The sequence below is a fragment of the Nonomuraea longispora genome, from assembly GCF_004348345.1.
Lineage (GTDB): Bacteria > Actinomycetota > Actinomycetes > Streptosporangiales > Streptosporangiaceae > Nonomuraea > Nonomuraea longispora.
Genome location: NZ_SMJZ01000104.1, coordinates 1 through 23,380, shown reverse-complemented (window position 1 = coordinate 23,380; position 23,380 = coordinate 1). Strand labels below are relative to the sequence as shown.

Here is a 23,380-nt window from a genome sequence, read left to right as displayed (position 1 = left end):
CCACCGGGCGAGCGACCCTGGTCGACACGCGCCCGTACCTTCTCCCACGGCACAGAACCACCGGCGCGGCGAGCCGTCGTCGCGTCCGGCTCACCCGGTGGGACGGGCGGAGCCCACCATGAGCGCCTTTGGTTCGCCTCATCGCCCGGTCAGGTGAGCTCGGCGAGCCGTCGTTGGAGGAGACGTCGTTCGGCGCAGTTGTGGGCAAGCGTGAGTGCGCGTTCGTAGGCGGTGCGGGCTTCCAGGATGTGGCCGGCGCGCCGGAGAAGTTCGCCCCGCGCGGCGTGCAGGTAGTGGAAATCCTCGAGGGCGATTCGGTCGATGAGTGCCAGTCCTGCTTCGGGGCCATGGGTCTCGGCGATGGCGATGGCGCGGTTCAGTTCGACGACCGGGGAGGCGGTGAGCCGAGCGAGTTCGCCGTACAACGCGGCGATCTGTGGCCAGTCGGTGGGTTGCTCGGTGTGCAGCGACGCGATCGCCGCCTGGATCACGTACGGGCCGCGGCCGTGGAGTGTCAGCGCACGCGCGAGCAGACCCCGCCCCTCGTCGATCTGGGCGCGGTCCCAGAGGGAGCGGTCCTGTTCGGCGAGGAGTACGAGGTCGCCACCCGAGAAGCGCGCCCTGCGGCGGGAGTCGTGCAACAACATGACTGCCAGCAGTCCATGCGCTTCCGGTTCGCCGGGCAACAGCTCGACCAGCGCGCGACCGAGCCAGATGGCCTCGCCGGCGAGGTCGCCGCGGCCGCTGTAACCCTCGTTGAAGATCAGGTAGATGACCGCGAGCACGGTCGCCAGCCGCTCAGGCAACAGGTGATCGGCGGGAACACGGAACGGGATGCCGGAAGCCTTGATCTTCCGTTTCGCCCGTACCAATCGCTGCGCCATCGTCGCCTTGGGCACCAGCAACGCGCGGGCGATCTCATCGGTGCGCAGGCCGCCGAGCGTCCGCAGGATCAGAGCCACCTGCGCCGCCATGGACAGCGCGGGATGGCAGCACGTGAAAATGAGCTTGAGCCGCTCGTCCACGAACCCGTCGTCGGCCACCTGCTCCCCTTGGTCGTCTCGTGCCGGCTCGGCCGCGAGCAGGCGGGTTCTGTCGGCCAGTGTCCGGTTGCGGCGGATGCGGTTGAGCGCCCGGTTGCGCGCGGTCGTCACCAGCCAGGCGCCCGGGTTGGCCGGGACGCCATCACGCGGCCACCGTGCGGCGGCGATGGCGAACGCCTCCTGCGCGGCCTCCTCGGCGAGGTCGAAGTCGCCGAGGAGGCCGATCATCCGGGCGAGAACGCGCCCCCACTGCTCGCGAAAGACTCGTTCGAGCACGTCGGTCACTTCAGCGGGCGCACCTCCACCGCGCCGCCCAGCCGTGCCGCCGGGATCCGCGCGGCCAGCGCGATCGCCGCATCGAGGTCGTCGGCCTCGTAGAACAGGTAGCCGCCAAGCGACTCCTTCATCTCCACGAACGGGCCGTCCGTCGTCAACGTCCTGCCGCCCTCGACCCGCACGGTGGTTGCCAGAGCGGGCTCTTCCAGCCACTCCCCTGGGGTCACCCCGGGCGTCCGGCTGACCGCCTCGTAGTCGGCGGCGACCTCCTTCTGCTCGTCCTCCGTCAGTTGGTCCCACGGCATGTCGCCGTGGTTGATCAGCAGCATGTATTTCACCGGAACCCTCCTCGTCGTCGGAACGGTCGTCTAAAGGACAATCGGGCAGCCGCGACATCGACACCGCGACGGAAAATCTTCCCGGATTCACGATGTCGGCCGGGGTCATCGCGTGGACCTGGTGGGTCTGTCTTACCAGGATTCGGCGTGAGGCGAAGGTCGCGGAAGGCAGGACGGAGCTTCGTGGACAGACGCGGTGCATCAGGTATGGCGAACGTGGCGGCGGCTCGGACATGACGGGAGATGTATGTCATGGAAGGACGATGGTGGACGCCAAGCCGACGACCACCGGGATGATGCCGAGCAGGACGAACGCCGGCAGGAAGCACAACCCCAGCGGCGCCACGGCCTTGACGCCGACCTGCCTGGCCGAGGCGACGGATCCGGCCCTGGCGGCCTCCCGGGCGTCGTCGGCCAGGCGGGTCAGGACATCGGCCACCGGCGCGCCGCTTTGAGCCGCCCGGCCCATCGCCCGGCAGAGCCCGCCCATCGCGTGGTCTCCGGCGAGGGCCGCCCACGTGGTTTCCGGGTCGGCGCCCAGGCGCAGCCGGCTGCTCACCCAGCCCAGCCTCCGGCCGAGCGGGCCGCCGATCGTACGGCCTGCGATCTCGGTGGCCGCGCTCACCGGGCGGCCGGCGAGCAGGCACGCGGTCATCAGGTCGGCGGCGAAAGGCAGGTCGGCGGCCATTCGCTCGCGGTCTTGCCGCGCCTGCTGCGGCTCTTGCCTGTGCAGGAACACCGCGACCGCGGCGACGGTCAGCACGCCAGCGACGATTCCAGTGGCTCCGACCCCGAACAGGAGGGTGGCCATCAACCCCGCGCAGGTGGCGGTGACGGCGGTCCTGCGGGTCATCCGTTTCGGGGGCTCGTGGGAGGGGTCGAGCCAGGCCGGCGCGTCTTCGGCCTGGCTGCAGGGAAGCTCGTCGGGAGGGCGTAGCCGGGCCAGGCGCCCGGCCGGGGTCATCGGGGAGAGCCACAACCACGCGGCCAGGCCGGCGGACAGGGCGGACAGCAGCGGAAACATCGGTGAGATCCGTTCGGTCGTGTACGAGCGAGGATGACGTCAGGACTCAGCCCGGGGCCTGCCCGAGAGCGCAGCGGGGCTCAGCTCTGTGCCCGGGCGGCCATGCGGTTGGTCCACCACAGGCCGCACGCGTCGAGGGCTACCCCCGCCACCAGGCACATCAGGCCCGGCAGGCTGCCGAGCAGGAAGGTGAGGGGGCGCATGCCGAGGGCCGCCGCCATGAGGAGGCCGAGGGCCGGGAGCGCGGCCAGCATCTTCGCCGTCGTGCGAGGCCCGGCCAGTTGCGCGGCGACGTCCTGACGGTGGGCCTGTGCCGCGCGTAACGTGCTCGCCACCCGATCGACCAGGGCGGACAGGCCGGCGCCCACGGTGACGCCGACCTCCCAGCAGGCGGCAAGCCGGCGCAGGCCCTCGCCTCCTTGCGGCGGGGCCGCGGCGATCAGTGCCGCGGGGACGTCGCCGCCGTCTCGCGCCGCGGCCACGACCGGGCGCAGGGTCTCTGGGTCGGGGAAGTCGACCGATGCCAGGGCCCTGGTCAGGGCCTCTCCGGGGGTGCGGCCGGCGGACAGCTCGGCCGACAGGGCCTGGCACAGCTCGATGGACGCGCTGCGCCAGGCGTCGGCGCGCCGGGCCGGGTGAGTACGGGGCAGCAGCCGGCCGAGCGAGCGCCACCGCGGCCCGACCGGGCCCCCGGTCAGCCTGCTCAGGCGGGTCGTGGCGAGGTCCGGGCCGGTCCACATCCACACGGCGCACGCCGTGCACACAGCGGCGGCGATCAGCGCGCTGCTCATGTCAGAGCCCTCCGGGCCAGGGCCTCGTGGCCGGGGCCGACGTGGGTGTGGCCGTCGGCGTCGAAGGCCAGGGCGGGGATCGACTCGACGAGGCCGGTCGGGGTCCTGGTGAGCAGGCAGATCTCGGCGATGCGCCGGCGCCCGTCGGGGCGGTCGCGGGTCAGGTGTATGACCGCGTCGAGCGCGGCGGCCAGCTGACTGTGCACGGCCTCCCTGCTCAGGCCCGCCGCGCACCCCAGCGCCTCGATCCGGGGCGGCACGTCGGCCGCGGTGTTGGCGTGCAGGGTGCCGCAGCCGCCTTCGTGCCCCGTGTTCAAGGCCGCCAGCAGATCCACGACCTCCGCTCCTCGTACTTCACCGACCACCAAACGGTCGGGGCGCATCCGCAGCGCCTGACGCACGAGGTCGCGCAGGCCCACGCCGCCCGCGCCCTCCAGGTTGGCCGGGCGGGTCTCCAGGCGGACAACGTGCGGGTGGACCGGACGCAGCTCGGCCGAGTCCTCCACCAGCAGCAGGCGCTCCCCAGGGTCGGCCAAGGAGAGCAGGCCGCTGAGCAGGGTGGTTTTTCCTGTGCCGGTGCCGCCGGTCACGAGGAAGGCGAGCCTGGCGGTCACCATGGCGGACAACACCGGGATGGCGGGTGGGGTGATGGTGCCGGCTGCGACGAGGTCGGACAGGGTGAACGTGCGCCGGGGCGGCAGGCGTAGGGAGATGCAGGTGCCGCCGGACGCCACGGGAGGCAGCACCGCGTGGAGGCGTACGCCGCCCGCGAGCCGGGCGTCGACGTGGGGGCACGCGTCGTCGAGGCGCCTGCCGGCGGCGGCCGCGAGGCGCTGGGCCAACCGGCGTACGGCCCCGTCGTCTGCGAACGCGACCGACGTGCGGCGCAGGCCGCCTCCCTCGTCGATCCACACCTCCCGTGGGCCGTTGACCAGGACGTCGGTCACCTCGGGGCGTGCCAGGAGCGGCTCCAGCGGGCCCGCGCCTATCAGGTCGGCGCAGAGCGCTCTGGCCACCGCGAGGATCTCCGCGTCGCCGTAGACGGACTTCTCCGCACGGAGCGCCACCGCCACCTGGGCGGCGCTGGGCTCGGCCCCCGTGCGGGCCAGGCGTACGCGCACCGCCTCCACCAGCTCGGGCGAGACCGCGGACGTCATGCTGCCGGAACGAGATCGCGGAGCAGCGAGGAGCACAGGGCGCCGAGCACGGTGCGGGGCCCCAGCCTGGGCAGCTCCCCCCGGTTGAGCGTGGCGGTGAGGCGGGGCTGGTCGGGCAGGGTGCCGGCGGCGGGGATGCCGAGCGAGCCGGTGGCGATGTCGTCGTCCAGAACTCCCGGGCGGAGGACCGCGCGCAGATCGGAGGTGTGCTTGCGGGCCTCGCCCAGCACCTGACCCGCCGACAGGATGCCGCGCACGTCGGCCGTTGCCACGACCAGGGTGGTCTTCGCCCTGGTGAGGGCTTCGATCGCGGCGGGGTCGAGGTGACGGGGAAGGTCGGCGACGATCAGGTCGAAGCCGCGCCTGCCCGCCTCGAGCACCGAGCGCATGGCCTGAGCCGGGATCGCCCCCACCTCGCCCCTGTGGAAGGAGAGGACCGCCAGGTCGCCGAACGACGGCAGCGCGGCCTGCAGCGCGCTGGAGCTGATGCGGCCCTCCCTGGCCACCAGGTCTCCCCAGCGTGCGCCCGGTGCTTCTTCGTGGCCGAGCAGCGCGTCGATGCCGCCACCCAGCGGGTCGGCGTCGACCAGCAGTGTGCGGAGGTGGTCGCCCGAGGCGCGCAGGGCCAGGCAGGCCGACAACACGCTGGCGCCCGCTCCGCCGCGCCCGCCGAGCACGCAGATCAACGCACCGGAACGGGGGTCGGGCTCCATGGCGTCGGCCAGCCGCTCCACCAGGTGCCGCTCGTCGCCCGGCAGGGTCACGACGGACTGGGCGCCCACGGTGACGCATTTGCGCCAGGTATCGGGGTCGTCCGGATCTCGTGTCACGAGCAGGATCTGGTCTCGGGCCGGGGGTGAGGCCGCGGCCACCGCGTCCGCCTGGTCGGCGCCCACCACGATCAGCGGAGCGAGGTTCCAGTAAGGGCGGGCGTGCGCGGGGACATGGGCCACGTCGAGCTGGGCGCCGGCCGCGGCCGCGATGCGGACCAGGTCGTCGAGCAGAGCGTGGTCTTCGGTGATGACCAGGGGACGGTGCATCTGGGCCTCCTGCGTGGGTTGGATGCCCACCTTGCTGGAGGCGGCGCGGGCGGCGGCGGGGCGAACGGGATTCTGTGGATGAGGGCGTCGGGAGCCAGGAAGGCTGTGGACGGCGAACATCGCGGGCTTCGCGTCTGGCACGGGTCGATGGCGGAGCGCCCAGTGATGGCGAAGCACCCGGTGATGGCGGGAGTACGGCGCAGGTCTCGGCGTGGTGGCGCGGGACGGCGGCTTGGTGCGGGGTCCCGGCGGCGCGGGTCCTGGCCGGGCGTGGCGGGAAAAGGGGCGACCCCCGCCGGGGGGGAGAGCGGGGGTCGCCTGATCGGTCCGGCTCCGGGGGGGTAGAGCCGGTCCCGTTTCAGAAGAAAGCTTTCATCACTTCACCAGCACCTGGCAAGACGCTCGCAAACCCATCGCGTGCACGGTCTCCCCAGTTTCTGGCGATACCACCGTATGCTGCCCGATCGACTCGAGTTTCGTCGAGGAGCAATCCTGCATTTTCGCCAAGTTTCTTCGCTGCGACATAACGATCACATAAAGACAATCACTCTGCGTGATCATCACGACTCGGTAACCGGACCGGCGCGCGACACCCGGGCCACGCCCATCGCCGGGTAAAGGTCTTGGCCGGAGGGGTTCCCATCAGGGCGCATCCGTCGTAGAAAGGGTGTACGGACCACTTGTCCGGGTGCATCAGCCGGGCACCCACGTGCGAGCAGCCGCGGGAGGCGCGTCGTGACGGGCTTGACCCGCTCCGACGGATACAGGTGCACGCTTGGTAACCCGGTGTGATGCACCGGCGGCGGCGTCTCTTGACGGAGACGCCGTCAGCTATGTCGGTGACCTCACAACCACCCGCACGCGCAACCCTCAGCCCCTCCGCATGGCCTCGCAGATGGCCGTCGTCTCACGCGCCCCGAGGGTTACCGCGGAGGCACAGTGTTGTACCCACTGGCTCACGCCCTCCGGCGTGCCGCTCAGGTACGCCCGCAGCCCCTCGCCGTACGGCAGTTCCAGCCACCCCACCTCGACGGCCACCAAGGACTTGGGGTCGAGCCCGTACTCGACCAGCGTCAGCCGTTCGGCCGCACGTGCCACGACCCCGTCGGCCGTGCCGAAGGGCCGCAACACGGCCAGCTCCGCGTGGACCACGGCGGCCAGCACGATCGCCGGCGCGTCCGACGGCCGTTGCAGCAGGCCGAGCAGGGCCTCCATGCGGCGGGCCGTCTCCCCCGCGCCGGGCGCCTCGCCGAGGCCCAACGGGTCGGGGACGGTGTCGAACGTACGCGGCCGGCCGAGAGCGGCTTCGGACGCGAGGCCGGCGGCCGCCACGGTGTGCAGCCGCGCCAGCACCTGCCGGGGCGCCTTGCGCCAGGTCGGGCCCATGCGCCCCAGTTCCGCGGAGGCGCGCAACGCCCCTTGGACCGCGGGGTCGCGCACCTCGTCACGGCGCAGGGCGTCGAGGGACACGTCCACGCCTTCGAGAGCGGCCGACGCGCGCGCCCCGCGCAGCGACGACTCCGCGGACACGGCGGGACTGGCCCGGCGCAGGACGCGGTGGCGGTAGAGCCGGTCGACGGCGTCGCGGGCCTCGTCGACCGCCTCGGAGACGCCGGGGAACCGCGCGATGACGGTCAAGGGGTCACTCACGGAACCCGACCCTACCTGCGGGTAACGCACCCGGCGTGGTGACCCAGCGTGCGCGCTGCCGGACGGCATGGCGACCGTACGGAGAGAAAACACGGCGCCAGGGGGCCCATAAACCCCCAAACCACCCCCATCGCAGCTCAGCAATCTCGCGAGCGCGTATTCTTCGGATTTCAGGATGACAACGTTTCAATAGCGTTTGTCATGCATGTTGATAAGGAGAAGTGTCCTCGGAGCCGTACGGTACAGACCTGTCTAGACCTCTTGTGTACGGAGGTCGCGAGCTGGTGAAGTGGGACACGACCTATCCAATCTGGCCATAGAAGGAGCACGAGGTGGCCCCGGAGACCCCTGGTAACGAAACCCAGGCGCTGTCCAACCTGCTGCAGGAGAACCGCCGGTTCGCCCCTCCGGCTGACCTGGGGGCGGCCGCGAACGTGACCGCCGCCGCATATGACGAGGCCGCCGCCGACCGCCTCGCCTTCTGGGAGGGCATAGCCGAGCGGCTGGCCTGGGCCAAGAGGTGGGACAAGACGCTCGAATGGAACGCGCCGTTCGCCAAGTGGTTCGTCGGCGGCGAGCTCAACGTCGCCTACAACTGCGTCGACCGGCACGTCGAAGAGGGACGCGGCGACAGGATCGCCTACTACTGGGAGGGCGAGCCCGAGGGCGACACCCGCACCCTCACCTACAACGACCTGAAGGCCGAGGTCAGCAAGGCGGCCAACGCCCTGCACGAGCTCGGGGTGCGCAAGGGCGACCGGGTGGCCGTCTACATGCCGATGATCCCCGAGCTGCCGATCGCGATGCTGGCCTGCGCCCGCATCGGGGCCGTGCACTCGGTCGTGTTCGGCGGGTTCTCGGCCAGCGCGCTCAAAAGTCGCATCGACGACGCCGACGCCAAGCTGGTCATCACCGCCGACGGCGGCTACCGCCGCGGCAAGCCGAGCGCGCTCAAGCCGATCGTGGACGAGGCCGTCGCCCAGTGCCCGCAGGTCGAGAACGTCCTCGTCGTACGCCGCACCGGTCAGGACGTCGCCGTCACCGACAAGGACCTGTGGTGGCACGACGTGGTCGACCGCCAGAGCGACCAGCACACCGCCGAGCCCCACGGCGCCGAAGACCCGCTGTACATCCTCTACACCAGCGGCACCACGGGTAAGCCCAAGGGCATTCTGCACACCTCGGGCGGCTATCTGACCCAGACCGCCTGGACACACCACGCGGTCTTCGACCTCAAGCCCGAGACCGACATCTACTGGTGCACGGCCGACATCGGTTGGGTGACCGGCCACAGCTACATCGTGTACGGCCCCCTCGCCAACGGCGCCACCAGCGTCATCTACGAGGGCACGCCCGACACCCCGCACCGCGGCCGGTTCTGGGAGATCGTGCAGAAGTACAAGGTCACGCTCCTCTACACGGCGCCCACGGCGATCAGGACGTTCATGAAGTGGGGCGACGACATCCCCGCCAAGTACGACATGTCCAGCCTGCGCGTCCTGGGCTCCGTCGGTGAGCCGATCAACCCCGAGGCGTACGTCTGGTACCGCGAGAACATCGGCCACAGCCGCTGCCCCGTCGTCGACACCTGGTGGCAGACGGAGACCGGCGCCATCATGATCAGCCCGCTGCCCGGTGTGACCTCGGCCAAGCCGGGTGCCGCGATGCGCCCGCTGCCCGGCGTGGTCGCCGACGTGGTCGACGACCAGGGCAACAGCGTCCCCAACGGAGGCGGCGGCTTCCTCGTCGTACGCGAGCCGTGGCCGGCGATGCTGCGGACGATCTGGGGCGACGACCAGCGCTACATCGACACCTACTGGAGCCGTTTCGAGGGAATGTACTTCCCCGGCGACGGCGCCAAGAAGGACGAGGACGGCGACCTGTGGCTGCTCGGCCGCGTGGACGACGTCATGCTGATCTCCGGCCACAACATCTCCACCACGGAGGTGGAGAGCGCCCTGGTCAGCCATCCGAAGGTGGCCGAGGCGGCCGTGGTGGGCGCGACCGACCCGGTGACCGGCCAGGCCATCGTGTCGTTCGTGATCCTGCGCGGCGCCGCGGAGGAGAACGCCGACATCGCGGCCGACCTGCGCAACCACGTGGCCAAGACGCTCGGCCCGATCGCCAAGCCGCGTCAGATCCTGGTCGTACCCGAGCTGCCCAAGACCCGGTCCGGCAAGATCATGCGCCGTCTCCTGCGCGACGTGGCCGAGAACCGCAGCATCGGCGACGTCACCACGCTGGCCGACAGCACGGTGATGAACCTGATCCAGGAGAAGCTCCCCTCCGCGAAGTCGGAGGACTGACGGAGTAACGGCAGGGGGCGCATGTTTCCATCGCGGAAGCATGCGCCCCCTGCGTACGCCCAGGCGGCACAAGCGTTATCTTGGCTGATCGGGTAGTTCTGGGAGTGCAGGCGAGGCTCGCCCCCCAGCGCATCGCTGGACGATGTTGACACGGCCACCAGGCCTCGATAGGAGACGTTCATGCCGCAGACTCCCGAGGAAGAATCCCTGGGCTCGCTGATCGCCACGGCGAGCGATCACATCTCCAAGCTCGTCCGCTCGGAGATCCAGCTGGCCAAGGCGGAGTTCAGGTTCGACGCCAAGCGGGTCGGCACGGCGGGCGGCCTGTTCGCCGCCGCCGCCTTCATGGCTCACCTGTGCCTGATCCTCGCCTCGTTCACGATCGCGTACGTGCTGGCGCAGTGGTTGCCGCAGTGGGCGGCGTTCCTCATCGTGACCGTGTTCTACCTGCTGGTCGCGGGTCTGCTGGTGTTCCTCGGGATCCGTCGGCTCAAGGGGCTGGCCGGGATGCGGCGCACCACCAGGTCCATCAAGGGACTGAAGGAGATCGCCACCCCGGAGGACCAGACGCTGCCCGCGCTCAAGACTGATCGCGAGCCGGTGACCCGTGATGGCGCCTGACGAGTCGATCGTACAGATCGAGGGGCCCTGGACGCACCGCTCGGTGCACGCGGGCGGCACCCGCTTCCACGTCGTGGAGGCGGGGCAGGGGCCTCTGGTGATGTTGCTGCACGGGTTCCCGCAGTTCTGGTGGACGTGGCGCAACCAACTGGAGGCGCTGCCCGCCGACGGATACCGGGCGGTCGCGGTCGATCTGCGCGGCTACGGCGGCAGCGACAAACCGCCGCGCGGCTACGACCTGCCGACGCTGGCGGCCGACGCGACGGGGCTGATCAGGGCGCTCGGCGAGACCGGGGCGATCGTCGTGGGGCACGACTGGGGCGGGCTGCTGGCCTGGACGATGGCCGTGCTGGAGCCGAAGTGCGTGCGCAGGCTCGTCACCGTGTCGGCCCCGCATCCGCTGCGGCTGCGCAGCGCCCTGGTGACCGACCCGTTCGGCCAGCTCAAGGCGAGCATCCAGGCACTCGGCTTCCAGCTCCCGCTGCTGCCCGAGCACCTGCTCACCCGCCGCGACGGGAGGCGTGTCGGCCGTTTCCTCGACCTTTGGTCGCGTCCCGGCTGGCCGGAGAAGGATACGGCGCGCACCTACCGGGAGGCGTTCCGCATCCCGACCGTGGCGCACTGCGCGCTGGAATATCACCGCTGGTTCGGCCGCTCCCAGCTCCGCCCCGACGGCCGGCGCTACGTCAGGGTCATGCGCACCGAGATCGAGGCGCCCACGTTGCAGGTGCACGGAGCGCTCGACCCGCGGGTGCTCCCGCGCACGGCGCAGGGTTCGAGCCGTCACGTGGCGGCCCCCTACCGGTGGCGGCTGCTCGAAGGAGCGGGGCACTTCCCCCACGAGGAGATTCCCGACGTGTTCAACCAGGAGCTGCTCGGCTGGCTGGCAGACCCGGAGCCCGACCGATGAGAGACCGCGACCCCGAGGGCCGGCCGCGCAGCGCAAGACCGCGCGACGCGTACGGCAGGCCGCTCCCCTACGGTTCGGCCGGCATGCCGAGAGTGCCCGACGACTACGCGCCCACCACCGAGCAGGCTCTGGAGGACGGCCGCCGGTTCCTGCGCGACGGCCTGCCGTTCAACGCCCACGAGGTGTTCGAGGGCCGCTGGAAGTGCGCGCCGGAGGACGAACGCGACCTGTGGCAGGGGCTCGCGCAGATCTGCGTCGGGCTCACACATCTGCAGCGCGGCAACGGGCGGGGCGCGGTGACGCTGCTCGGCCGCGGCGCCGCCAAGGCGCAGTCGTACGGCGGCGCCTATGACGCGGTCGGCAAGGCCGCCTCCAGCCTGCGCCAGGACAGCGACCCCGGTGAGGCCATCGCCCTGATCCTGGCCAGGCTGCCGGGCTGACCGGTCAGTCGCACTCCCGCGTGCTGGCGGGCACGGTGTCGTTGCGGCCCCTGGCGGCGTCGGGAGCGACCTCTTCGGCCGTCAGCACGTAGCCCGTCTCCTCCTCGTTGATCGCGGCGGCGAAGATCACGCCGTAGACGCGACCCTCGGGCGTGAGCAGCGGCCCGCCGGAGTTGCCCGGCAGCACCTGGCCGCGGATCGCGTAGACCTTGCGCGTGACCGTCCTCTCGCGGTAGATGTCGGGGCCCTCGGCGTCGAGCTGGCCGCCGATCCTGGCCGACACGGCGGTGAAGCCCTGGCCCTTGGGGAATCCGGCCACGATCGCGTCGTCGCCGCGCCCGCCGTCGCCGTCGAAGGCGAGCTGCGGCAGGTCGAGCCCGGGGACGTAGAGGATGGCGATGTCACGCCGCGGGTTGTAGCGCACGACCGTGGCCCTGTGCCGCCTGTTGGTCGAGTCGATGATCTGTAGGTCGCGCGTCACGCCGGCGACCACGTGGGCGTTGGTCATGATGCGACCGGGCGCGTAGACGAAGCCGGTGCCCTCGATGTGCTTGTTGCAGCTCTGCGCGTTGCCCTGCACCTTGACGATCGACCTGCGCGCCCTTTCGAGGCCTTCGGCGCCCTTCAGCACGCTCTGGTCGGGCGGCGGCACGTCGATGATCGTGCCGGCGCCGATGGCGTCGAAGACGGGCGGGAACTCCGAACGGTCGATGAACTTCTTGAACGGCGCCTGCCAGTTGCGCGCGGCCTGCGGGATGGCGTCGTCGACCGTGGTCAGCAGTGCGGAGTTCTTCACCTGGTCGACCAGCGGGGTGAACGCGGTGGAGACGATCAGCGACCCGATCAGCCAGGCGATGACCAGCACGGACAACGCGCTGGCGAACGTGCCGCCGACGGCGTCGGCCACCCTGGCGGGCTCCCACGTGACGTGGCTGCGCACGACGGCGCCGAGCGTCGACGAGGCGAACTGGCCGATGGTGGCGGCGAGGAAGACGATCACGATGGCGAGCAGCGCCTGAGGCGTGTCGCCGTCGACGACGGCCTTGGAGATGGGCGGCGCGATGAAGACGCCGAGCACGGCCCCGCCCACGAACCCCACGAAGCTCATCGCTCCGATGATGAACCCCTGCCGGTATCCCGAGATGCCGAAGGCGATCACGAGGCCGATCAGTATGAGGTCAAGCAGATCACCGCGCACGCTTCAAAGGTAGCCAGCGAGACGGTCAAATGTGCACGTGTTCCGCCAGGACGGTGTCACCCTGCGGACTATCTTGGGCCCTATGCCGCCGGCCGAGGTAACAGTGCGCGATCTCATCGAGGCAGCCCTGCACGACACCGATCCGGACGGCCCCCTGCGCTGGCACGTGATCTCCATGCTGCGCCAGCGGAGCGACCTGGAGTCGTTCATCGAGGCCCGCCGGTTGTGTGCCGGCGACACGGTCGCCGAGCGGCTGCTGGGCGTGGACATCATGGGCATGCTGCGGCCGTTCGTGGACCGGACGCTGCCGGTGCTGCGCTATCTGGCCGCCAGCGAGGACGACGCGATGGTGCTCTATTCGGTGCTGATCGCCTTCGGCCACCTGGCCGACCCGCGCTCGCTGCCGTCCGTGATCGACCTGGCCGGCCATGGAGACGCCAGAGTGAGGTACGGGGCCGCGTACGCGCTGCAGCACGTGCTCGGCGATCCGCCGGACCACGCCGGCCTGGAGACGCTGCGCACGCTGACCACCGACAGCGACGCCGACGTGGCCGGCTGGGCCTCACTCGGCGTGGCCCTGCGTACGGCGCTGAAGGGAAGCTAATCGCGCGCCGCCACCGGCAGGTCCTCCACCCGCGCGGTGTCCCACGGCCGGTCGAGCCCCGCCTCGCGCAGCACGGAGTCGAGCACCATCGCGGTGAACCCCCACACGAGCATCCCCCGCACCCGGAACGCCGGCCCGACCAGGCCACGCGGGTGGCGCAGCGTGACGCGGTTGCCGGGGTCGACCAGCTCGGCGATCGGCACCCGCTCGACGGACGCGACCTCGTCGGGTGAGGCGGCGTGCACCGCGGACGGCCGGTGCCACCAGGCGATCACGGGCGTGACCCGGTTGTCGCTGAAGCTCAGGTAGAGCTCGGGCATCGTGCCGAGCACGTGGATGCCGGCGGGGTCGACGCCGGTCTCCTCCTCGGCCTCGCGCAGCGCCGCCTCGACCGGCCCGGCGTCCTCGGGGTCGACGCCGCCGCCGGGGAACGCGGGCTGGCCCGGGTGCCTGCGCCCGTTGTCGCTGCGCTGGATGAGCAGCACGTCGGGCCCGAGCGGGCCTTCGCCGAACAACATGAGCACCGCCGCCTGCCGCCCGCCTTTCACGGGTGGCCGCAGGCTGCTGGGCACCCGGGTCCGCTGAGCCCGCGCCGCCAGTGTGTCGAGCCAGTCGGGCACTTGTGTCACACGGTCCTCCAACACGCCGGGGCCTCGATCACTTCCCCAGGGTCAGGAGAAGGGGCCGTTCCTGACCAGTTTCGCCGCCTCGGCGGCGGCTGTCGGGCCGGTGCCGTACGAGGGGCAGAGCGCGGCCAGCGGGCAGACTCCGCACGCGGGGCGCCGGGCGTGGCAGATGCGGCGGCCGTGCCAGATCACCCGGTGCGAGAAGATCGTCCATTCGCGCTTGGGCAGCAGCTCGCCCACGATGCGCTCGATCTTGACGGGGTCGGTCTCGTCGGTCCAGCCGAAGCGGCGCACCAGTCGCTGGAAGTGGGTGTCGACGGTGAGCCCCGGCACGCCGAACGCGTTGCCCAGCACCACGTTGGCCGTCTTGCGGCCCACGCCGGGAAGCTTGACGAGGTCTTCCAGCCGGCCGGGCACCTCGCCGCCGTGGCGCTCGCAGATCGCCTGGGCCATGCCGATGATGCTGTTGGTCTTGGCGCGGAAGAAGCCGGTCGAGCGGATGATCTCTTCCATCTCGGAACGGTCGGCGGCGGCGTAGTCCTCCACGGTCGGATACTTCGCGAACAGGACGGGGGTCACCATGTTGACTCGCTTGTCCGTGCACTGCGCGGACAGGATGGTCGCGACCAGCAGCTCCAGTGGGTTGGTGAAGTCGAGCTCGCAATGGGCGTCGGGATAGGTCTCCGCGAGGATGCGGTTCATCTTGCGCGCCCGCCGCACTCGTGCGAGCTGGGTCTCCGGCTTGCGCCCCGCCGCGTTCGTGGCCATGTCGCAAGAATAGAAGCTCCGGGGAACGGTTGGACCCGCGACCGCGGCACGCGGCCAGTTGACGGCCTGCTGTCGAACCCCCACTGGCGCGTCGGGTAACTTTCCTCCCGGATTCCGGCAAACCCGATCAGCGCGGGCAAGCCCGGAACACCCCGGCATTCCCATAACCTGTGTGTGCCGCCCGAAGTGGGGTGCGTCACAATGGCAGCAGAGGAGGCAGTGTGAACACCGAAGATGTGCTGGGCAAGGCCCCCCTGTTCGCCGCGCTGGACCGCGAGAGCGCCGCGGCGCTGCGCACCAGCATCACGGAGGTCCAGTTGCCCAAAGGGCAGACGCTCTTCCACGAGAACGAGACGGGCGACCGGCTCTACGTCGTGCTGGACGGCAAGATCAAACTGTCCCGCACGTCCCCGGACGGCCGGGAGAACCTGCTCAGCGTGCTGGGTCCGAGCGAGATGTTCGGTGAGCTGTCGCTGTTCGACCCGAGGCCGCGCACCGCCACGGCGACCGCGCTGACCGAGGTCCGCCTGGCCGGGCTCGGCCACGACGACCTGCGGCCCTGGCTCACCGGCCGGCCCGAGGTCGCCCTGCACCTGCTGCGCGCGCTCGCCCAGCGGCTGCGCCGCACCAACGACGTGCTGGCCGACCTGGTGTTCACCGACGTGCCGGGACGGGTCGCCAAGCAGCTGCTCGATCTGGCCGAGCGGTTCGGCATCAAGACCGACGACGGCGTCAGGGTGCACCACGACCTGACCCAGGAAGAGCTGGCCCAGCTCGTCGGCGCCTCCCGCGAGACGGTCAACAAGGCGCTGGCCGACTTCGCGCAGCGCGGCTGGCTGCGCATCGAGGCCAAGGCCGTGGTCATCCTCGACCTCGACCGGCTCTACAACCGGTCGAGATAGTCCAGCTGGGCCAGCACCGACATCTCCGCCACCGGCCAGAGCGACCGGTCGACGTCCGCGTACACGATCTTGACGATCTCGCGTGCCGTGCGCGCGCCCTGCTCGCGCGCCGCCCTGACCTGGTCGAGGCGCTCGCGCCGGTGCGCGATATAGCCGTCGAGCGCGCCGATCGGGTCGGGCAGCACCGGCCCGTGGCCGGGCAGCAGCGCCCGCGCCTCCAGGCTCTCCGCAGCCGCCCGCAGCCGGTCGAGGCTGCGGAGATAGTCGGCCAGTCCGCCGTCGCGGGCGACGATCGTGGTGCCCCTGCCGAGCACCGTGTCGCCGGTCAGCATCGCCCTGTCGGCCGGCAGCCAGAAACACAGCGAGTCGAACGAGTGGCCGGGCGTGCCGTACACATGGATCTCCAGCCCCGCCACGGTCACCACGTCGCCGTCGGCGAGGCCCTCGTCGCCCAGCCGGTGGCGCGGGTCGAGGGCGCGCACGGGCGCGTTCACCATCCGGGCGAAGCGCCTGGCTCCGCCGCTGTGGTCGAAATGGCCGTGGGTGAGCAGGATCTCGGTGACGCGGCGCTCGCCGAGATGGTGGCGTACGCGCTGCAGGTGTGACTCGTCCTCGGGCCCCGGATCGACGACCACCACCTCATCGCCCACGCCGATCACCCACGTGTTGGTGCCGTCGAGCGTCATGGCGGAGGGGTTGGGGGCGAGCAGGTTCTCCGCATGGTCCGTACGGGATCCGTCGGGTGTGCCGATCGGGATGTGCAGGCCGCTCACGGAGCCACCACCAGGCGCATCTCGCCCTCGATCTCGACCGCCTCGGGCATGATGCGCACGATCTCCCTGGACGTCGCCAGGACGTCGCCCACGCTGCCGCAGGCCGACAGCTCGGTGAGGGTACGGTGCGTGGGCGGCATGAGGAAGATCTCCCCCCTGCGCGCCCGCTCGACCGCCTCGGCCGGACGCTGCCACACGACCTGGTCGGCCTCCCCGCCCACGTCACGGGTGCGCTGGCCCTCGGGGAGCAGGGCGGCGAAGAAGCGTGTGTCGAAGCGTTTGTGCTCGATCTCCGGCGTGATCCAGTGCGCCCACGGTTTGAGCAGGTCGGAGCGGAGCACCAGGCCGCGCCTGGCGAGGAAGTCGGCGAAGGCCAGGCCCTTGTCGATCAGGGCGAGCCGATCGGCCTCCCAGTCGTCGCCGGTCGTGTCGGCGACCACGGAGCCGGGCCCCGGCCCCGCCAGCAGCACGCCCGACTCCTCGAACGTCTCGCGTACGGCCGCGCACACCAGCGCCCGCGCCAACCGCTCGCTCGCGTTGAACACCGCGCCCCACTCCGCCGGCGAGGGCCCGGCCCAGGCGACCGTCTGGTCGGCGTCGCGCTCGTCCACGGAGCCGCCGGGGAAGACGTACGCGCCCGCTGCGAAGGCCATCGTGGACTTGCGCCGGAGCAGATAGACCTCCGGGCCCTCACGCAGCAACACCACGGTGGCGGCGTCCCGCGCGGGCACCGGCTCGACCCGTCCGGCGAGGACGTCCCGCGCCCGCGCGGCGAGCTCGGCTGGAAGCGGAATTCCGGTCACCTGACCTCCTTAGAACATCACTCGGTCATGGTGACATATCCGGTTTCAGGCCACTTCGGCGATCAGCTCCACCTCCACGGGAGCGTCCAGCGGCAGCGCCGCCACGCCCACCGCGCTGCGGGCGTGCTTGCCCTGCTCCCCGAAGACCTCGGCGAGCAGGTCGCTCGCGCCGTTGGCCACCTGCGGCTGCGCGGTGAAGTCGGGCGCGCTGGCCACGAATACCACGGCCTTGACGATCCGCCGCACCCTGGACAGCTCGCCCAGCTCGGCCTTGAGCGCCGCGACGGCGTTGAGCGCGCAGACGCGGGCCTGCGCCTGCCCCTCCTCGACGCCGAGGTCGACGCCGAGCTTGCCGGTCTGGTGCAGCTTGCCCTCCACCATCGGCACCTGGCCCGAGGTGTAGACCAGGTCGCCGGTCCGAACGGTCGCCACGTAGGAGGCCACGGGGGCGACGGGCGGCGGCAGCGTCAGGCCCAGCTCTTCGATCTTCTGTTCAGGGGTCACTGCTTCTCCCGCTTGAAGTAGGCGACGAGCTGCTCGGGCGTGGCCCCCTGAAGGATCTGGACCAGCTCCCAGCCGTCGGCGCCGAAGTTGTCGAGGATCATCTTGGTGTTGTGGATCAACACCGGGGCCGTGAGATATTCCCATTTCTTCATGGCTGTCAGCGTCTCACAAGAACCATCGTCATCAGCTTCCACCGGCGCGGCGCCAGTGTGAGCAATCTCAAAGGGTGGTCGTCGGCTTTCGACAAGTGACCGTTCGGTAGCCTCGAATCGTGGACTCTCCGGACACGGACTGGGCCGGCGTGCGGCTGCACGTGGTCACCGGCAAGGGCGGCACCGGCAAAACGACCGTGGCCGCCTCGCTCGCCCTCGCACTCGCCTCCGGCGGCCGAAAGGTGCTGCTCGTGGAGGTGGAGGGCCGCCAGGGCATCGCGCAGATCTTCGATCTGCCGCCGCTGCCGTACGAAGAGCGCAAGATCGCGGTGGCGCCCTCGGGCGGCGACGTGTTCGCCCTGGCCATCGACCCCGAAGCGGCCATGCTCGAATACATGGAGATGTTCTACGGGATGCGCAGCGCGGGCCGGGCGCTGACCAAGATGGGCATCGTCGACTTCGCCACCACCGTGGCACCGGGTTTCCGCGACGTGCTCGTCACGGGCAAGACCACCGAGGCCGTACGCCGGCGGGGCAGGAACGGCCGCCGCATCTACGACGCCGTCGTCCTGGACGCCCCGCCGACCGGCCGCATCGCACGCTTCCTCAACGTCACCCACGAGGTGGCGGGCCTGGCCAAGGTCGGGCCCATCAAGAACCACTCCGAGCTGGTCAACAACGTGGTGAAGTCACCCGAGACCGCCGTGCACTTCGTCACGCTGCTGGAGGAGATGCCGGTCCAGGAGACACTCGACGGCATCGCCGAGCTGCGCGCCGCCGGCCTTCCCGCCGGCGGCATCTTCGTCAACATGGTCCGCGAGTCGCTGCTGCCCCAGGCCGCTCTTGACACGGCTGTCAAGGGCCGTTTCGACGCCGGGGAGCTCGTGCTCGGGCTCAAGGCCGCGGGCGTGGCCGACGGCGCCGAGGCCACGGCGATGGCCGAGGCGCTCGCCGAGGAGGTCGTCGAGCACGCCCACCGTACCGAGCTGGAGAGAGCCGAGCGCGAGACGCTGGCCGGGGCGGGCCTGAAGAGCTACGAGCTGCCGTTGCTGGCCGACGGCGTCGACCTGGCAGGCCTGTACGAGCTCGCGGAGACCATGCGCACCCAGGGAGCAGCGTGAAGAAGCCCGCCACCCTCGACGTCGACGCGATCCTCGACGACCAGGGCACCCGCATCATCGTCTGCTGCGGCGCCGGAGGCGTGGGCAAGACCACGACCGCGGCGGCGCTCGGGTTGCGAGCCGCCGAGCGCGGCAGGTGCGTGGTCGTGCTGACCGTCGACCCCGCGAGGCGCCTCGCCCAGTCGATGGGCCTGACCGAGCTCGACAACACGCCGCGCCTGGTCAGCTCCCCTGAGGGCGGCGGGCAGTTGTACGCCATGATGCTCGACATGAAGCGCACCTTCGACGAGATCATCGAGGCGCACGCCGACCCCGAGCGGGCCAGGCAGATCCTGTCGAACCCCTTCTACCAGTCCCTTTCGTCCAGCTTCTCCGGCACCCAGGAATACATGGCCATGGAGAAGCTGGGCCAGCTGCGCCGCTCCGACGAGTGGGACCTGATCATCGTCGACACGCCGCCCTCGCGGAACGCCCTCGACTTCCTCGACGCTCCCGAGCGGCTTGGGCGCTTCCTCGACGGCAGGTTCATCAGGCTGCTGACGGCCCCGGCCAAGGCCGGAGGGCGCAGCGCGTTCCGCCTGCTCAACGCCGGGTTCGGGTTGATGGCGGGCGCGATGACCAAGCTGCTCGGCGCCCAGGTGATCAAGGATCTGCAGACGTTCGTGTCCGCGCTCGACGCCGTGTTCGGCGGGTTCAGGCAGCGGGCCGAGATGACGTACCAGCTGCTGCAGGCCCCAGGCACGGCCTTCCTCGTGGTGGCCGCCCCCGAGCGTGACGCGATGCGCGAGGCGTCCTACTTCGTCGAGCGCCTGGCCGAGGAGCGCATGCCCCTGGCCGGCCTCGTCGTCAACCGCGTGCACGTGTCGCCCGCCCCAGCCCTCTCGGCCGCCCGCAGCGCGGCGGCCGCGGAGGATCTGGAGTCGAGGGGCGAGCACGAGCTGACCGCCGCCGTGCTGCGGCTGCACGCCGGGCGGATGCAGCTCACCGCCCGCGAAAGCCGCGAGCAGGAGCACTTCTCCTCGGCCCACCCCACGGTGCCCGTGGTGCAGGTCCGCGCCATGTCCGAGGATGTTCACGATCTCACAGGTCTGCGGCAGATCGGTGACCTGCTGGCGACCGCCTGACAAAGAGAAAGTACGGCCGGCGGACGGCGCCGGCCGTACTCGCTCGTGGGCCTGATCAGCCCGCGATCAGCTCGTTGGTTCGTTCGTACTCTTCCTTGGCCGACTCGAGCAAGTCGCGCCACGAGTCGACGTCAGGACGCCGTCGAAGCAGTGCACGCCGTTCCCGTTCTGTCATGCCGCCCCACACCCCGAACTCGATGCGGTTGTCCAGCGCATCGGCGAGGCACTCCGTGCGGACCGGGCAACCCCGGCAGATGAGCTTCGCCCTGTTCTGCGCGGCGCCCTGCACGAACAGGGCATCCGGATCCGCACCCTTACAGGCGGCACGGGAGGTCCAATCCGTGATCCACATTTTCGACCCCACTCCCCTTAGGTGGTCAGTCGTCATTTGGGGCCGACGGGCGCGGGCGCCGAGCCTCCGTATTCAGTTGCCGCAGGGAGAACGTACGCAACGAGACGTTCGGGCCGACAGACCCCAGAGGACCAATTTCTCAGGGCAGTCTTGACCGGGAATGACTAGTCACCCCCATCAGTCAAGGCGAAATGGTGTCGCGACACCGGTTCGGTCACCGTTTCGACGTACGCTGGGTAGCGTGCAAGCTCGCGGCAAAGATCGCTCCAACCCCGTTCTCAACGTTCTGCGACTGATCATCGCCGGATCAGCGGCCGGGGTGCTCGCGGCCGCCGTGGCCCTGCCGGCGGTCGGCGGAGCCGGCATGTCCACGAAGAGCGCTGTCGAAGGGCTCAACCTCAAGCCCGAGAACCTCGATGAGCCTCCTCTGCCCGAGCGCACCGAGCTGCTCGATGCCAACGGCAAGAAGATCGCCCAGTTCTACTTCGAAAACCGCCAGTCCGTGCCCCTCGACAAGGTCGCGCCGATCATGCGTACGGCGCTCATCTCGATCGAGGACTTCCGTTTCTACCAGCACGGACCGATCGATGTGGAAGGAACGACGAGAGCGCTGCTGAAGAATTTCACCAGCGGCGGCGTGACCCAGGGTGGCTCCTCCATCACCCAGCAGTACGTCAAGCAGGTGCTCGTCAGCAAGGCGGAGACGCCGGAGGAATACCAGGCGGCGATCGCGCCCACCCTCTCGCGCAAGCTGACCGAGCTGCGCTACGCCATGGCGATCGAGAAGAAGTACACCAAGGACCAGATCCTCGAGAAATACCTGAACATCGCCTACTTCGGCGCGGGCGCCCACGGCGTCCAGGCCGCGGCCAAGCGCTTCTTCGACAAGCCCGCGTCCGACCTCGACCTCGCCGAGGCCGCCACGCTGGCCGGCGCCGTGCAGAATCCGGCGCGCACCGACCCCAACGTCGGCTCCGACTCCCGCAAGCGGCTGCTCGAACGGCGCAACGTGGTGCTCGACCGGATGGCCGCGATCGGCAAGATCACGCCGAAGGAGGCGGCCGAGGCCAAGGAGAAGAAGCTGGGCTACAAGGACGTCAAGATGTCCGGCGGCTGCGAGTCCAGCAAATATCCGTACTTCTGCCTCTACGTCCAGTACGAGATCCTCAACAACGAAGACTTCGGCAAGGACCAGGACGAGCGCCGCAAGCTGCTCCAGCGCGGCGGCATGCAGATCAAGACCACGCTCGACCCCAAGATGCAGGCGGCCGCCGAGAAGGCCATCAAGAAGTACGTCAGCTCCAAGGACAAGCCGGTGGCCTCGCAGGCCATGGTCGTGCCCGGCACCGGCGAGATCAAGGCCATGGCCGCCTCCCGCACGTTCGGCGGGAGCAAGAAGAAGAACGAGATGAGCTACAACATCGTGGCCGACGCGGCACACGGTGGCGGGCGCGGCTTCCAGCAGGGCTCGACGGCCAAGGTCTACACGCTGGCCGCCGCCCTGGAAGAGGGCATGAAGTACGGCGACGGCTTCCCCTCGCCCTCCGGCTACAAGGCCAGCGGCTACAGCTCGTTCAAGAACTGCGACGGCAAGAACGTCGGCGACCCGAGCCACACCGTGCGCAACTCCAGCGAGGGCGGCGGTGGTTTCAAGACCCTGCAGACCGGCACGTGGGGGTCGGTCAACACCTTCTTCGTCAAGCTCTCGCAGGAGGTGGGCCTCTGCAAGGTCGTCAAGATGGCCAAGCGCCTCGGGGTCAAGCGGGCCGACGGCGGGAAACTGTCCGAGGTCGAGACGTTCACCCTGGGGGTCAACGAGGTCGACCCGGTGACGATCGCCAACTCGTACGCGGTGTTCGCGGCGCGCGGGAAATACTGCAAGCCGCTGGCCATCACCGAGATCAAAGACCGCAGCGGCGTGGCGAAGCAGTACAAACCGAAGTGCAACCAGGCCCTCGACGAGGACGTCGCCGACGCGGTCAACGGCATCCTCGAAGGCGTCTTCACCAAGGGCACGATGAGTGGCGTGGGCGGCATCGGCAGGGACGCGGCCGGCAAGACCGGCACGACCGACAACTACATGTCGGCGTGGTTCGCCGGTTACACGCCCAACCTGGCCTCCGCGGTCAGCCTCGGCGACCCGCGCGGCACCTCGGCGCACAAACTGATCGGCATCACCATCGGGGGTACGTACTATTCGTACGTGTACGGGTCGTCCATCTCCGGGCGCATCTGGAAGGACTCCATGCTTTCGGCCCTGAAGGGGGTCGAGCCGCGGAACTTCTCGGCGGTCGACAAATCCCGATTTGTCGGGTGCACCGACAACTGCGCGCCCAAGCCCGAGAAGAAGCGCGACGACCGGCGAGGCAACAGAGGACCGTTCGACGACCTCTTCGACCGAGGCGGCGACGACTGGCCGGGCGGCGGCGACAGACCCGCCTGGGAAGGGCGCGGCGACGACGGGCGAGCCGGCGGGTTGCGCGGCAACGGCCGCGGCTGACCGGACCAGGCTCGTACGGACACACAGGTTTGCGGCGAGTGCGCGAGCTTGTGCGGGCTTGCGGCGGGTGCGCGAGGCTGGGCGGGCGCGGCTCTCAGGTCGTCGCTGCGCTGGGCTGAGGCCTCCGCCCAGCCGAGGAGGAGGCCCCGGCCCCGGCAACCGCGCCAGACGGCCACAGAGGGCGGCTCAAGGCTGCTGAAGGCGCCGTACGCCGGGTCGAACGGCCGAACCCCGCCCAGCACCGAATGCGGCCCTGAGCACCGGAGTGCGAACCTCAGAAACCCCCACTCCGGACCTGCCAGACCTACAGGACTACCTGCCCGCCAGCTTCGCCCGCACCGCGGCCGCGACCCGCCC

24 protein-coding genes are annotated in these 23,380 nt (G+C 70.4%); 9 read left to right on the top strand and 15 right to left on the bottom strand.

The window, feature by feature from the left end; all coding sequences use genetic code 11:
• Positions 1 to 149 precede the first annotated feature (149 nt).
• The 7 genes from E1267_RS25195 to E1267_RS25165 all read right to left on the bottom strand — a co-directional run bounded on the left by E1267_RS25195 (position 150) and on the right by E1267_RS25165 (position 7,319).
• Entirely contained in the window at positions 150 to 1,328 is a 1,179-nt protein-coding gene (locus tag E1267_RS25195) for an RNA polymerase sigma factor (RefSeq protein WP_246064243.1), read from the bottom strand.
• Positions 1,325 to 1,648, bottom strand: coding sequence for a YciI family protein (locus tag E1267_RS25190; protein ID WP_132335600.1), 324 nt, complete (start codon positions 1,646 to 1,648; stop codon positions 1,325 to 1,327). Before E1267_RS25190 ends, E1267_RS25195 begins: the two co-directional genes overlap by 4 nt.
• Positions 1,649 to 1,907: 259 nt before the next feature.
• Positions 1,908 to 2,681, bottom strand: a complete 774-nt coding sequence (locus E1267_RS25185) for a type II secretion system F family protein (protein WP_220449664.1) — start codon at positions 2,679 to 2,681, stop codon at positions 1,908 to 1,910.
• Positions 2,682 to 2,761: 80 nt separating this feature from the next.
• Positions 2,762 to 3,472, bottom strand: a complete 711-nt coding sequence (locus E1267_RS25180; protein ID WP_132335584.1) for a type II secretion system F family protein — start codon at positions 3,470 to 3,472, stop codon at positions 2,762 to 2,764.
• Positions 3,469 to 4,629: a TadA family conjugal transfer-associated ATPase gene (locus tag E1267_RS25175; protein WP_132335582.1), complete on the bottom strand. Its 1,161-nt coding sequence runs from the start codon at positions 4,627 to 4,629 to the stop codon at positions 3,469 to 3,471. The genes E1267_RS25180 and E1267_RS25175 overlap by 4 nt, the downstream gene beginning before the upstream one ends.
• Positions 4,626 to 5,669 carry a septum site-determining protein Ssd gene (gene ssd / locus E1267_RS25170; protein ID WP_132335580.1) on the bottom strand — a complete coding sequence of 348 codons (1,044 nt, stop codon included), beginning with the start codon at positions 5,667 to 5,669 and terminating at the stop codon, positions 4,626 to 4,628. Before ssd ends, E1267_RS25175 begins: the two co-directional genes overlap by 4 nt.
• An 870-nt stretch (positions 5,670 to 6,539) precedes the next feature.
• The gene (locus tag E1267_RS25165; RefSeq protein WP_181957835.1) at positions 6,540 to 7,319 is read right to left on the bottom strand and encodes a Fic family protein; all 780 of its coding nucleotides are present in this window, start codon (positions 7,317 to 7,319) and stop codon (positions 6,540 to 6,542) included.
• A gap of 332 nt (positions 7,320 to 7,651) precedes the next feature.
• Here E1267_RS25165 and acs point away from each other — a divergent pair, with 332 nt between their 5' ends.
• The 4 genes from acs to E1267_RS25145 all read left to right on the top strand — a co-directional run bounded on the left by acs (position 7,652) and on the right by E1267_RS25145 (position 11,596).
• On the top strand, positions 7,652 to 9,625 hold the full coding sequence (gene acs / locus E1267_RS25160) for an acetate--CoA ligase (RefSeq protein ID WP_132335578.1): 1,974 nt from the start codon (positions 7,652 to 7,654) through the stop codon (positions 9,623 to 9,625).
• A 180-nt stretch (positions 9,626 to 9,805) separates the two neighbouring features.
• On the top strand, positions 9,806 to 10,246 hold the full coding sequence (locus tag E1267_RS25155) for a phage holin family protein (RefSeq protein ID WP_132335576.1): 441 nt from the start codon (positions 9,806 to 9,808) through the stop codon (positions 10,244 to 10,246).
• Positions 10,236 to 11,156 (top strand): alpha/beta fold hydrolase, encoded by a 921-nt coding sequence (locus E1267_RS25150; protein ID WP_132335574.1) that lies wholly within the window; start codon positions 10,236 to 10,238, stop codon positions 11,154 to 11,156. The genes E1267_RS25155 and E1267_RS25150 overlap by 11 nt, the downstream gene beginning before the upstream one ends.
• Positions 11,153 to 11,596, top strand: coding sequence for a DUF309 domain-containing protein (locus tag E1267_RS25145; protein WP_132335572.1), 444 nt, complete (start codon positions 11,153 to 11,155; stop codon positions 11,594 to 11,596). The genes E1267_RS25150 and E1267_RS25145 overlap by 4 nt, the downstream gene beginning before the upstream one ends.
• A gap of 4 nt (positions 11,597 to 11,600) precedes the next feature.
• On the opposite strand, the gene E1267_RS25140 is transcribed toward E1267_RS25145, so the two are convergent.
• Positions 11,601 to 12,794 carry a MarP family serine protease gene (locus E1267_RS25140; protein ID WP_132335570.1) on the bottom strand — a complete coding sequence of 398 codons (1,194 nt, stop codon included), beginning with the start codon at positions 12,792 to 12,794 and terminating at the stop codon, positions 11,601 to 11,603.
• 82 nt (positions 12,795 to 12,876) lie between these two features.
• Here E1267_RS25140 and E1267_RS25135 point away from each other — a divergent pair, with 82 nt between their 5' ends.
• A complete protein-coding gene (locus tag E1267_RS25135) occupies positions 12,877 to 13,398 on the top strand; it encodes a HEAT repeat domain-containing protein (protein WP_132335568.1) in 522 nt (173 codons plus the stop codon).
• On the opposite strand, the gene E1267_RS25130 is transcribed toward E1267_RS25135, so the two are convergent.
• Both E1267_RS25130 and nth read right to left on the bottom strand, forming a co-directional pair.
• Positions 13,395 to 14,027, bottom strand: a complete 633-nt coding sequence (locus E1267_RS25130; protein WP_171055574.1) for an NUDIX hydrolase — start codon at positions 14,025 to 14,027, stop codon at positions 13,395 to 13,397. The two genes, E1267_RS25135 and E1267_RS25130, sit on opposite strands and share 4 nt — an antisense overlap.
• Positions 14,028 to 14,069: 42 nt before the next feature.
• Positions 14,070 to 14,792, bottom strand: a complete 723-nt coding sequence (nth, locus tag E1267_RS25125) for an endonuclease III (RefSeq protein ID WP_132335566.1) — start codon at positions 14,790 to 14,792, stop codon at positions 14,070 to 14,072.
• Between the two features lie 221 nt (positions 14,793 to 15,013).
• Between nth and E1267_RS25120 the strand changes: the two genes are divergently transcribed.
• On the top strand, positions 15,014 to 15,694 hold the full coding sequence (locus tag E1267_RS25120; RefSeq protein WP_132335564.1) for a Crp/Fnr family transcriptional regulator: 681 nt from the start codon (positions 15,014 to 15,016) through the stop codon (positions 15,692 to 15,694).
• Here the strand turns inward: E1267_RS25120 and E1267_RS25115 are convergent.
• The 4 genes from E1267_RS25115 to sp36 are packed head-to-tail and all read right to left on the bottom strand — an operon-like array spanning position 15,676 to position 17,926.
• Positions 15,676 to 16,467 (bottom strand): MBL fold metallo-hydrolase, encoded by a 792-nt coding sequence (locus E1267_RS25115; RefSeq protein ID WP_132335562.1) that lies wholly within the window; start codon positions 16,465 to 16,467, stop codon positions 15,676 to 15,678. The two genes, E1267_RS25120 and E1267_RS25115, sit on opposite strands and share 19 nt — an antisense overlap.
• Entirely contained in the window at positions 16,464 to 17,261 is a 798-nt protein-coding gene (locus E1267_RS25110) for an NUDIX hydrolase (protein ID WP_132335592.1), read from the bottom strand. The genes E1267_RS25115 and E1267_RS25110 overlap by 4 nt, the downstream gene beginning before the upstream one ends.
• Before the next feature lie 54 nt (positions 17,262 to 17,315).
• Positions 17,316 to 17,774: a RidA family protein gene (locus E1267_RS25105; RefSeq protein WP_132335560.1), complete on the bottom strand. Its 459-nt coding sequence runs from the start codon at positions 17,772 to 17,774 to the stop codon at positions 17,316 to 17,318.
• Positions 17,771 to 17,926, bottom strand: coding sequence for a Sp36 family protein (gene sp36 / locus E1267_RS44570; protein WP_165959776.1), 156 nt, complete (start codon positions 17,924 to 17,926; stop codon positions 17,771 to 17,773). The genes E1267_RS25105 and sp36 overlap by 4 nt, the downstream gene beginning before the upstream one ends.
• A gap of 119 nt (positions 17,927 to 18,045) precedes the next feature.
• Between sp36 and bagA the strand changes: the two genes are divergently transcribed.
• Both bagA and bagB read left to right on the top strand, forming a co-directional pair.
• Positions 18,046 to 19,047 (top strand): ATPase BagA, encoded by a 1,002-nt coding sequence (gene bagA / locus E1267_RS25100; protein ID WP_246064242.1) that lies wholly within the window; start codon positions 18,046 to 18,048, stop codon positions 19,045 to 19,047.
• Complete coding sequence (gene bagB / locus E1267_RS25095) at positions 19,044 to 20,171, top strand: ATPase BagB (RefSeq protein ID WP_132335558.1); 1,128 nt, start codon at positions 19,044 to 19,046, stop codon at positions 20,169 to 20,171. Before bagA ends, bagB begins: the two co-directional genes overlap by 4 nt.
• Before the next feature lie 55 nt (positions 20,172 to 20,226).
• On the opposite strand, the gene E1267_RS25090 is transcribed toward bagB, so the two are convergent.
• On the bottom strand, positions 20,227 to 20,523 hold the full coding sequence (locus E1267_RS25090; protein ID WP_090771382.1) for a WhiB family transcriptional regulator: 297 nt from the start codon (positions 20,521 to 20,523) through the stop codon (positions 20,227 to 20,229).
• Between the two features lie 241 nt (positions 20,524 to 20,764).
• Between E1267_RS25090 and E1267_RS25085 the strand changes: the two genes are divergently transcribed.
• Positions 20,765 to 23,023: a transglycosylase domain-containing protein gene (locus E1267_RS25085; RefSeq protein ID WP_132335556.1), complete on the top strand. Its 2,259-nt coding sequence runs from the start codon at positions 20,765 to 20,767 to the stop codon at positions 23,021 to 23,023.
• The last annotated feature ends 357 nt before the right edge of the window (positions 23,024 to 23,380 follow it).

Excerpts from the sequence above, each read along its gene's own strand:
- ssd (WP_132335580.1), bottom strand. The coding sequence starts at position 5,669 with ATGCACCGTCCCCTGGTCATCACCGAAGACCACGCTCTGCTCGACGAC.
- E1267_RS25190 (WP_132335600.1), bottom strand. The coding sequence starts at position 1,648 with ATGCTGCTGATCAACCACGGCGACATGCCGTGGGACCAACTGACGGAG.
- E1267_RS25175 (WP_132335582.1), bottom strand. The coding sequence starts at position 4,629 with ATGACGTCCGCGGTCTCGCCCGAGCTGGTGGAGGCGGTGCGCGTACGC.
- E1267_RS25135 (WP_132335568.1), top strand. The coding sequence starts at position 12,877 with ATGCCGCCGGCCGAGGTAACAGTGCGCGATCTCATCGAGGCAGCCCTG.
- E1267_RS25150 (WP_132335574.1), top strand. The coding sequence starts at position 10,236 with ATGGCGCCTGACGAGTCGATCGTACAGATCGAGGGGCCCTGGACGCAC.
- E1267_RS25185 (WP_220449664.1), bottom strand. The coding sequence starts at position 2,681 with ATGTTTCCGCTGCTGTCCGCCCTGTCCGCCGGCCTGGCCGCGTGGTTG.
- E1267_RS25180 (WP_132335584.1), bottom strand. The coding sequence starts at position 3,472 with ATGAGCAGCGCGCTGATCGCCGCCGCTGTGTGCACGGCGTGCGCCGTG.
- sp36 (WP_165959776.1), bottom strand. The coding sequence starts at position 17,926 with ATGAAGAAATGGGAATATCTCACGGCCCCGGTGTTGATCCACAACACC.
- E1267_RS25090 (WP_090771382.1), bottom strand. The coding sequence starts at position 20,523 with ATGTGGATCACGGATTGGACCTCCCGTGCCGCCTGTAAGGGTGCGGAT.
- nth (WP_132335566.1), bottom strand. The coding sequence starts at position 14,792 with ATGGCCACGAACGCGGCGGGGCGCAAGCCGGAGACCCAGCTCGCACGA.
- E1267_RS25145 (WP_132335572.1), top strand. The coding sequence starts at position 11,153 with ATGAGAGACCGCGACCCCGAGGGCCGGCCGCGCAGCGCAAGACCGCGC.
- E1267_RS25155 (WP_132335576.1), top strand. The coding sequence starts at position 9,806 with ATGCCGCAGACTCCCGAGGAAGAATCCCTGGGCTCGCTGATCGCCACG.